The sequence below is a fragment of the Rhizobacter sp. P2_D12 genome (genome assembly GCF_056404395.1).
The window spans coordinates 1-9,634 of the sequence record NZ_JBFUEB010000164.1 but is presented as its reverse complement, the minus strand read 5'-3'; the positions used below and the strand labels follow the sequence as shown (position 1 = coordinate 9,634).

Genomic DNA, 9,634 nt, shown 5'->3' with positions numbered 1-9,634 from the left:
CCCTTGGTGACGCGCCCGTCCTTGCCGGTGCCGGCGACGGCGCTGGTGGACAGGTTGTTGTCGGCCAGCAGCTTGGCGGCCGCGGGCATCGCGACGTCGCCCTTGCTGCCGCCGGCCGGGGCCGCCGCGGCAGCCGCCGCCGGAGCCGCCGTCGGGGCCGGCACCGGTTTCACCTCGAGCGGGCTGACCTGCGCCACCGCTTCGGTGTCGATCTTCGCGATCACTTCATCGCTGGTGCAGCTCTCGCCGTCGTTCTTGACGATCTGCGCCATCACGCCGGCGGCCGGCGCCGGCACTTCGAGCACGACCTTGTCGGTCTCGATCTCGATCAGGATCTCGTCCAGTGCGACGGCTTCGCCGGGCTTCTTCTTCCACTGCAGCAGCGTGGCTTCGGCCACCGATTCGGACAGCTGCGGGACCTTGACTTCTACGATTGCCATGAGGATCTTTCTGATTGTTCAGCCGGGGGCTTGTTATTTGGTGAGGATGAAGCCCTTGAGCTTGCCGAAGGCCTGGTCGAGCAGCGCCTTCTGCTGCTCCTGGTGCAGGTGCGCATAGCCCACCGCCGGGGAGGCGGAGGCGGGACGCCCTGCGTAGCCCAGGCGCTGGCCGTCGGTCATGTTCTCGTGGATGTAGTGCTGCACGAAGAACCAGGCGCCCTGGTTCTGCGGCTCGTCCTGGCACCAGACGATCTCGGTCGCGTTCGGGTAGCGTTTCACCTCGGCCGCGAAGGCCTTGTGCGGGAACGGGTACAGCTGCTCCACGCGGATGATGGCGGTGTCGAGCGCCTTCTTCTCGGCGCGCGCCTTCACCAGGTCGTAGTAGACCTTGCCCGAGCAGGCGATGATGCGCTTGACCTTGTCGGCCACGATCTCGGCGCTGGCTTCCGGGATCACCGTCTTGAACTCGCCCTTGGTGAACTCGGCCAGCGGCGACGTGGCGTCCTTGTTCCGCAGCAGCGACTTCGGCGTCATGATCACCAGCGGCTTGCGGAACATGCGCACCATCTGGCGGCGCAGCACGTGGAAGATCTGGCTGGCCGAGGTCGGCTGCACGATCTGCATGTTGTTGTCCGCGGCCAGCTGCATGAAGCGCTCCAGGCGTGCCGACGAATGCTCCGGGCCCTGCCCTTCGTAGCCGTGCGGCAGCATCAGCGTCAGGCCGTTGGCCCGGCCCCACTTGACCTCGCCCGAGGCGATGAACTGGTCGATCACGACCTGCGCGCCGTTGACGAAGTCGCCGAACTGCGCTTCCCAGATGGTCAGCGTGTTCGGGTCGGCGCTGGCGTAGCCGTACTCGAATCCGAGCACCGCCTCTTCCGACAGCAGCGAGTCGATCACGACGAACGGGGCCTGGTTGTCGGCCACGTGCTGCAGCGGCGTCCAGGTGCCCTCGTCCCACTTCTCGCGGTTCTGGTCGTGCAGCACCGCGTGGCGGTGCGTGAAGGTGCCGCGGCCGCTGTCCTCGCCGGACAGGCGGATCGGGTAGCCGCTGGCCACCAGCGACGCGAAGGCGAGGTGCTCGCCCATGCCCCAGTCCATGTTGATCTCGCCGCGGCCCATCGCGGCGCGGTCGGCCAGCACCTTCTCGACCAGCGGGTGGGCCTTGAAGTTGGCCGGCAGCGTCGTGATGCGTTCGGCCAGGCGCTTGACCTCGGCCAGCGGTAGCGCGGTGTCGGCCGAGTCGGTCCACTTCTTGTTCAAGTACGGCGACCAGTCGACCGCGTACTTGCTCTTGTAGTTGGTCAGCACCGGGTCGATGGTGTGCTTGCCGGCATCCATCGCGGCGCGGAATTCCTTCACCATCGCGTCCGGGCCGTCGGCCGGCAGCACGCCCTGGGCGATCAGCTTGTCGCCGTACAGCTTGCGCGTGCCCGGGTGCTGCGCGATCTTCTTGTACATCAGCGGCTGCGTCAGCGCCGGCGTGTCCTGCTCGTTGTGGCCCAGCTTGCGGAAGCAGACGATGTCGACCACCACGTCCTTGTTGAACTCCTGGCGGTAGTCGAGCGCGAGCTGGGTGCACAGCACGACCGCCTCGGGGTCGTCGCCGTTCACGTGCAGCACCGGCGCCTCGATCATCTTGACCACGTCGGTGCAGTACAGCGTCGAGCGCGTGTCGCGCGGGTCGCTGGTGGTGAAGCCGATCTGGTTGTTGATGACGATGTGGACGGTGCCGCCGGTGTAGTAGCCGCGCGTCTGCGCCAGCGCCAGCGTCTCCATCACGACGCCCTGGCCGGCGAAGGCCGCGTCGCCGTGCACCAGCACCGGCAGCACGGTGTCGCCTTCGGTGTCGCCGCGGCGGTCGAGGCGGGCCTTGACCGAGCCTTCGACGACCGGGTTGACGATCTCCAGGTGCGACGGGTTGAACGACAGGCTCAGGTGCACCGGGCCGCCGTCGGTGGTGACGTCGCTCGAGAAGCCCTGGTGGTACTTGACGTCGCCGGACGGCAGGTTCTCGGGCGCGGTGTGGTCGAACTCGGCGAACAGGTCCTTGGGCATCTTGCCCAGCGTGTTGACCAGCACGTTCAGGCGGCCGCGGTGGGCCATGCCGATCACGATCTCCTGCACGCCCTTCTCGCCGGCGCGCTGCACCAGCTCGTCCATCGACGCGATGAAGCTCTCGCCGCCTTCCAGCGAGAAGCGCTTCTGGCCGACGTACTTGGTGTGCAGGTAGCGCTCCAGGCCTTCCGAAGCCGTCAGGCGGTTCAGGATCTGGATCTTCTGCTCGGCCGTGAAATTGGGCTTGGAGCGGATCGCCTCCAGCCGCTGCTGCCACCAGCGCTTCTCGGGCTGGTCGGTGATGTGCATGTACTCGGCGCCGATCGAGCCGCAATACGTTTCACGCAGCGCCTGCACGATCTGCCGCAGCGTCATCTGCTCGGCGGTGCTGAAGTAGGTGTTGGTGGCGCTGAACGAGATGTCCATGTCGGACTCGCTCAGGTCGTAGAACGCCGGTTCGAGCTCGGGGATCTTGGGGCGCTCGACGCGCTTGAGCGGGTCCAGGTCGGCCCAGCGCGAGCCGAGGAAGCGGTAGGCGGCGATCAGCGACTGGACGTGGACCTGCTTGCGGGCGACCGCCAGGTCGGCGCTGCTGGCCTTGTTGCCGAAGGCATTGGCCTTGGCGCGCTGCGCGAAGGATTCGACGACCGGGGCGTGCGGCACGTCGGCGGCGGACGAACCGTCGGCGGCAGGAACGTGCTGCAGGGCGTCGAAATAGCTGCGCCAGTTGTCGGGCACCGAGCCCGGGTTGTCGAGGTAGGCCTCGTACATTTCCTCGACGTAGGGCGCATTGCCCCCGAACAGGTACGAGTTCGACCTGTATTCCTGCATCATTTCGCTCACCTTTCACACTGGTTTCCAGTGCTGTAGTGGGTTGAAAACCTTCCGCGACACGGCTAGACCGGCTGGCGGATTGCGACCCGCCTTGACTGTTACCAGCAAGGGGACGGGAAGGACCTGAAAGTCACGGGGCGGACTGTAACACCGTTGGAATTCTGCGGACCACCTCGTGGAATCGGCGTGTTTCGTCCGGCCTGATCTTCGCGCGGGCGTACGCCGCTTCCGCCGCGCGCCAGCCACCGGCGCCGGGGCGGCTTATCGTCAGCCATGACTGCCGCCGTGATCTTGCAACCCCAGGACGTGTCGGGCCGCAACGCCCGCCAGGGCCGCAACCCGTTCCAGGCCGCGGCGCCGACGCCGGCGCCCGCATCGGCCCCACCCGGGCTGAGCACGGAGATGGCCGGCCGCTTCCAGGCGCTGATCGACGACGTGACCGCCGAGTTGATGCAAGGCGGGCAGGCCGACCGCGACACCTGCCGCGTCGACGCGATCGCGCTGCTGGTGGCCGCCAGCGGCCAGCTCGGCCCGGACGCCGAAGCCGCCGAAAGCCCGTTGCTGTACCTGCTGCGCGAGGAGCAGCACAAGGCGGCCAAGGCGCTGGGCAGCGCCGCGCCGGCAGCCGCCGAGCCGGCTGCCTTCACCTTCATGAAAGTCTGAGGAGCGCACGATGACGATCAACCCCCTCGGACGCCCCGCCCCCGGACTGCCCGGCGTGGCGACGCGCCGCGGCACGACCACCGGCACGACCACCGGCAAGAGCAGCCGCAGCACGCCGGCGGCCGACAAGGACCGCAGCGCCGGCCTCGACGAGGCCTTGCACGGCGCGCTGCTGAAGCGCCCGCCGGGGCACTCCGGCGATGCCACGGCGCGTGCGCGCACCGCCTCGTTGCCGCTGCGCCAGGCGAATGCGGGCCGGCCCGGCCCCTCCAGCCTGCCGAAAACCGTGCAGCAACTGGCCGACGCGCTGTGCCGCCAAGTCGAGAGCGGTGCGCTGCCCTTGCGCAGCACGCCGTCCGCCGAGGTGCTGCAGCGCGCCGCGCGGATGGCCTCGGCGCGGCTGCTGGACTTCAGCCGCGACCTGCTCGCCGCCGGCGCATCGCGCGCGCACTGAGTGCGGGTCTCAGAACGCCTGGTCGTGGCTGGAGCGCGCCCAGAGGTCGATGCCGCCGTCCTGCGCATGGCGGTCGATCTCGGCCAGCTCGTCGGCGCTGAAATCCAGCCGCGCCAGCGCCGCCACGTTCTCGTGCAGCTGCTGCGGCCGGCTGGCGCCGATCAGCGCAGTCGTCACGCGCGGGTCGCGCAGCACCCAGGCCAGCGCCATCTGCGCCAATGACTGGCCGCGCCGCTGCGCGATCGCCCGCAGCGCGCGCACGCGCTCCAGGTTGGCCGCCGACAGGTGCTCCGGCTTCATCGAGCCGCCGCCCGGCCGGTTGATGCGCGCATCGGCCGGGATGCCGTCCAGGTACTTGTCGGTCAGCAGCCCCTGCGCGAGCGCGCTGAAGGCGATGCAGCCGGCGCCTTCAGTGTCCAGCGTCGCCAGCAGCCCGCCCTCGATCCAGCGGTTCAGCAGGCTGTACGACGGCTGGTGGATCAGCAGCGGCACGCCAAGCGCGCGCAACAGCCGCGCCATCTCGGCCGTCTTGCCGGCCGAGTACGACGAGATGCCGACATACAGCGCGCGCCCGGACTGCACCGCGGTGGCGAGCGCCGACGCGGTCTCCTCGAGCGGCGTCGCCGCGTCGAAGCGGTGCGAGTAGAAGATGTCGACGTAGTCCAGGCCCATGCGGCGCAGGCTCTGGTCCAGGCTCGCGAGCACGTATTTGCGCGAGCCGCCGCCCTGCCCGTACGGGCCCGGCCACATGTCGTAGCCGGCCTTGGTGGAGATCACCAACTCGTCGCGGTAGCCCTTGAAATCCTCGCGCAGCAGCCGGCCGAAGTTGGCCTCGGCGCTGCCATAGGGCGGGCCGTAGTTGTTCGCGAGGTCGAAGTGGGTGATGCCGAGGTCGAACGCGGTGCGCAGCAGCGCGCGCTGCCCGGCGAGCGGCGTGGCGTCGCCGAAGTTGTGCCACAGGCCGAGCGACAGCGCCGGCAGCTTCAGGCCGCTGCGGCCGCAGCGGCGGTACGGCATGGCGTCGTAGCGGGTGGCCGCCGCGGTGTAGTCCATCGTGATCACTTGGCGAAGTCGTACAGCGGTGCGCCCTTGTCGACGATGTGCACCGTGAACAGCTTCAGCGGCGTCTCGCCGACCACCTTGAAGCTGCCGTGCTGCACGTCGCGCAGGTTCAGGCCGGTCAGGCCGGTGGGCATCATCGACGGATCCTTGCCGGGCGCCTGCACCATCGTGCCCTGCAGCACGTGGAAGGCCTCCACGCCATGGTGGACGTGCAGGTTGCTGCTCTGGCCCGGCTTCAGCTCGACGATGGATGCGATCACCTCCATGTTGGGCGTGCCGCTCAGGTCGGTGCGCTTCTGTTCCGCGCGCTGAGGGGAATCGGTCAGCGTCTGTGCGGTCAGGCCGGTGGCCAGGCCGAGTGCAAACACCAGGGCACCTGACAGCGTGAGCGTCAGCCGGGACGTCTTCATGGCAATCTCCTCGCGCGACCTGCGCCGCGGCACTGTGCTCCCCGCCCGGCGGCAGCGTCAATCGGGATTCCGATCGGGTGGGCCGCGCAGCTTTGCCGCCACAGAACCGCCTGTCCCCCTAGTTTCAGCGCCCTCCCGCCGACCGGCACGTCGCGGCCGGACCGTAGACTTTCCACCATCGCAAGACCGAGATGGCCGCCCACCCGGGTCGAGCCGCACACTGGATGGAGGGATCCTGATGCTGAAGTACCTGGCGGCGCGCTGCGTGCGCGCCCGCGCGCTGTCCGCGCTGTTCGTGTCCGTGCTGGCCGCCTGTGGCGGTGGGGGTGGCGGGGGCAGCCCGGCACCGGCGCCGGTCGGCGGCGGTGGAACGCCCGCACCCGCGCCAGCGCCCGCACCGTCCCCAGCGCCCTCGCCGGCCCCTGCTCCGGCTCCGGCCCCATCTCCGACCCCATCTCCGGCCCCGTCTCCTGCCCCAGCGCCGTCCCCGGCTCCGGCGCCCAACGACCTGGGCTGGAGCACGACGTTGATGCTGACCGGCGCCGGTGGCGGCTACGTCCTGTCCGACCCGACCCTCGACGCCAGCGGCAAGACCGTCTTCCGCTGGGGCGGCCTCACGAGCGGCCAGATCGTCACGCAAGCCTACGGCAGCAGCGGATGGAGCACGACCCACAGTCTGGACAACGTGCCCTCCGCCGCGCGCAATCCGGCCACGGTGGCGGGCAGTGCCGGCAACTGGACGGCTGCCGCCTGGACCGCCACCGATGCCGGCTCGCAGTTGAACGAGCTGTGGGTACAGGTCGCCGGCCCGGGCATGGCACCGACGGCGCTGAAGGTGTCGGGCGCGTTGAACGTCGCGCTCAACTCCGCCCGCGTGGCGGTGACCGCGGACGGCGGCGTGACGGTGATCTGGGTCGAGGAGTACCAGCCCCACGTCGTCACCGGCCGGGTCGTCAGCCGCCACTGGAGCGCGGCATCGGGCTGGGGCGCGGTCGTCGAGCAGGAAACGAACGGCGGCTTCACCGCCAGGTTGCTGCTGACGCTGGCCGACGGCAGCTCGCAGTTCTTCTACGAAACCGAGGTCCCTGCCGCACCGCGCAGCACCGTCACGCTGCGCGCCCGCCCGTTGGACGCCGCCGGCAACCTCGGCGCACCGGTGCAGCTCGACGATCCGTCGCTGGGCGTCACCACCGGCTGGGGCGTGCACGCGGTGTCCGCCGGGAGCGACGTCGTGGCCGCCTGGCTGGAGGAGCCCGCGGACAACCTCGGCGGCTTCTGCCTCGTCTCGCGCACGCTGCACGCCGGCAGCTGGAGCGCGGCCACCTGCGTCAATGCAGCGGCCGACACGAAGACTCTCTTCCAGCCGCGCCTGGTCACCGGCTCCGGAGGCCAGGCGGCGATGGCCTGGTTCGGCGGACACGGCACGTTCTACGAGGCGCGGCTGCAGTCCCCGGGGCAGTGGAGCGTTCCGGTGGCGACCGGCACGCCCTCGACCAACGAAACCGGCTCGCCGCAGTTCGATCTCGCGGTGTGCCGCGACGGGTCGACCGCCCTCGCCTGGCACTCGCAGGCCGCAAGCGCGAGGGTCATGTCGACCACCCTTCGCTCGGCTGCCGGCGTGGTCGGCGATCGCCTCGAGCTGGGACGCTCGGCCGATCCAGCCGAGGCAGTGCGCCTGGGCGTCGACGACGCCTGCAACTGGACCGCGCTGTGGAGCACGCACGGCAGCAGCGACGCCCTGTATGCGCGCCGCGTGCTGGCCAGCGGCGGCCTGCAGGCGGCCACGCCGATCGCCGAGGGCATCACGCTGCCCAGCGTGTCGCTCGGTGGCTCGCGCTACTTCACCGGGCGCGTCGGGCTCAGTGTCGAGCCGGCCGGGCCCGCGGTGGCCGTGTGGGACGAGGCGACCGGCAACGCCATCAAGTGGCGGCGGCTGCAGTGAACTGAAACGGGACGCGGCTCAGGCCGCGAGCCGGCGCCGCGCCGCCGCGTACTCGCCGCGCAACCGCTCCACCAGCACGCCCGCCGGCACCACGTCGCGCACCGCCCCGATCCCCTGGCCGCAGCCCCAGATGTCCTTCCAGGCCTTGCGCGCATCGCCGCCGAAGTTCATCTTGCTCGGGTCACTCTGCGGCAGGTTCTCCGGGTCGAGCCCGGCCTGGACGATCGAGCCCTTCAGGTAGTTGCCGTGCACGCCGGTGAAGAGGTTGCTGTAGACGATGTCGTCGCTGCTGCTGTCGACGATCATCTTCTTGTAGTCGTCGCTCGCGCGCGCCTCTTCGGTGGCGATGAAGGCCGAGCCGATGTAGGCCAGGTCGGCGCCCATCGCCTGCGCCGCGAGGATCGCGTTGCCGCTCGCGATCGAGCCGCTCAGCGCCAGCGGGCCGTCGAACCACTCGCGGATCTCCTGCACCAGCGCGAACGGGCTCTTCACGCCCGCATGGCCGCCGGCGCCGGCCGCCACGGCGATCAGCCCGTCGGCGCCCTTCTCGATCGCCTTCTTCGCGAAGAAGTTGTTGATGACGTCGTGCAGCACGATGCCGCCCCAGGCATGCACCGCGTCGTTGACGTCGGTGCGCGCGCCCAGCGACGTGATGACGATCGGCACCTTGTACTTCGCGCACAGCGCCATGTCGTGCTCGAGCCGGTCGTTGCTCTTGTGCACGATCTGGTTGATCGCGAACGGCGCGGCCGGGCGCTGCGGATGCGCGCGGTCGTGCGCGGCCAGCGCTTCGGTGATCTCGGCCAGCCACGCGTCGAGCAGCTCGGCCGGGCGCGCATTCAGCGCCGGCATGGCGCCGACGATGCCGGCCTTGCACTGCTCGATCACGAGCTTGGGGTTGCTGATGATGAACAGCGGCGAGCCGATCACCGGCAGCGGCAGGTTCTGCAGAACGGGCGGAAGCGACAAGGCAGGTCTCCGTGGATTGCGTGGATTGATCAGAAGGCGTCCATCGCCAGCGCCATCACGCTGTCGCCACCTTCGAGGATGGCATCGCGCTGGCCGGGCACGCGGCTCAGGATGTGGTCGGCATAGAAGCGCGCGGTGGCGAGCTTGGCCTTCAGGAAGGCGCTGTCCCCCTCGCCCGCCGCCAGCTGCGTCTCGGCCACCAGCAGCGCGCGCGCGAGCTGCCAGCCAGCCATCAGGTTGCCGGCCAGCATCAGGTAGGGCACCGAGCCGGCGAACACCGCGTTCGGGTGCGCCTTGGTCGAACCGGCCACGAAATCGACCACCTGCACGAAGGCCTCGCGCGCCGCGGCCAGGCGCCCGCGCATCGCGCGCGCGGCCTCGCTGCCCTGCTTGCCGAGCTCGGCCTCGGTCTTCTCGATCTGCGCCGCGATCGCCTTGGCCGTCTGGCCGCCATCGCGCGCCGTCTTGCGGCCCACCAGGTCGTTCGCCTGGATCGCGGTCGTGCCTTCGTAGATCGTCAGGATCTTCGCGTCGCGGTAGTACTGCGCCGCGCCGGTCTCCTCGATGAAGCCCATGCCGCCGTGCACCTGCACGCCCAGGCTCGTCACCTCCAGGCTCATCTCGGTGCTGTAGCCTTTCACCAGTGGCACCATGAACTCGTAGAAGGCCTGGTTCTGCCTGCGCAGCTCGGCGTCCGGGTGGGCATGCGCCGCGTCGTAGGCCGCGGCGGCCGTCAGCGCCATCGCGCGGCAACCTTCGGTCAGTGCGCGCATCGTCATCAGCATGCGGCGCACGTCGGGGT

9 protein-coding genes are annotated in these 9,634 nt (G+C 69.9%); 3 read left to right on the top strand and 6 right to left on the bottom strand.

Annotated features, from left to right (window positions below; all coding sequences use genetic code 11):
* On the bottom strand, positions 1-440 hold a 440-nt coding region (locus AC1DYN_RS30175; protein WP_477966079.1), incomplete at its 3' end, for a biotin/lipoyl-containing protein.
* A 33-nt stretch (positions 441-473) separates the two neighbouring features.
* Positions 474-3,332, bottom strand: a complete 2,859-nt coding sequence (locus AC1DYN_RS30170; RefSeq protein ID WP_477966078.1) for a 2-oxoglutarate dehydrogenase E1 component — start codon at positions 3,330-3,332, stop codon at positions 474-476.
* Between the two features lie 285 nt (positions 3,333-3,617).
* On the opposite strand from AC1DYN_RS30170, the gene AC1DYN_RS30165 reads away from it, so the two are divergent.
* On the top strand, positions 3,618-3,995 hold the full coding sequence (locus tag AC1DYN_RS30165; protein ID WP_477966077.1) for a hypothetical protein: 378 nt from the start codon (positions 3,618-3,620) through the stop codon (positions 3,993-3,995).
* 10 nt (positions 3,996-4,005) lie between these two features.
* Positions 4,006-4,449 (top strand): hypothetical protein, encoded by a 444-nt coding sequence (locus tag AC1DYN_RS30160; protein WP_477966075.1) that lies wholly within the window; start codon positions 4,006-4,008, stop codon positions 4,447-4,449.
* 9 nt (positions 4,450-4,458) lie between these two features.
* On the opposite strand, the gene mgrA is transcribed toward AC1DYN_RS30160, so the two are convergent.
* Both mgrA and AC1DYN_RS30150 read right to left on the bottom strand, forming a co-directional pair.
* On the bottom strand, positions 4,459-5,502 hold the full coding sequence (gene mgrA, locus AC1DYN_RS30155) for an L-glyceraldehyde 3-phosphate reductase (protein ID WP_477966073.1): 1,044 nt from the start codon (positions 5,500-5,502) through the stop codon (positions 4,459-4,461).
* Positions 5,503-5,507: 5 nt separating this feature from the next.
* Positions 5,508-5,921: a cupin domain-containing protein gene (locus tag AC1DYN_RS30150; RefSeq protein ID WP_477966071.1), complete on the bottom strand. Its 414-nt coding sequence runs from the start codon at positions 5,919-5,921 to the stop codon at positions 5,508-5,510.
* 238 nt (positions 5,922-6,159) lie between these two features.
* On the opposite strand from AC1DYN_RS30150, the gene AC1DYN_RS30145 reads away from it, so the two are divergent.
* The gene (locus AC1DYN_RS30145; protein WP_477966069.1) at positions 6,160-7,863 is read left to right on the top strand and encodes a hypothetical protein; all 1,704 of its coding nucleotides are present in this window, start codon (positions 6,160-6,162) and stop codon (positions 7,861-7,863) included.
* 18 nt (positions 7,864-7,881) lie between these two features.
* Here the strand turns inward: AC1DYN_RS30145 and AC1DYN_RS30140 are convergent, their stop codons facing one another.
* Positions 7,882-8,832, bottom strand: a complete 951-nt coding sequence (locus AC1DYN_RS30140; RefSeq protein ID WP_477966067.1) for an NAD(P)H-dependent flavin oxidoreductase — start codon at positions 8,830-8,832, stop codon at positions 7,882-7,884.
* A gap of 29 nt (positions 8,833-8,861) precedes the next feature.
* Positions 8,862-9,634: acyl-CoA dehydrogenase C-terminal domain-containing protein (locus AC1DYN_RS30135; protein WP_477966065.1), on the bottom strand; the 773-nt coding region annotated here is incomplete at its 5' end.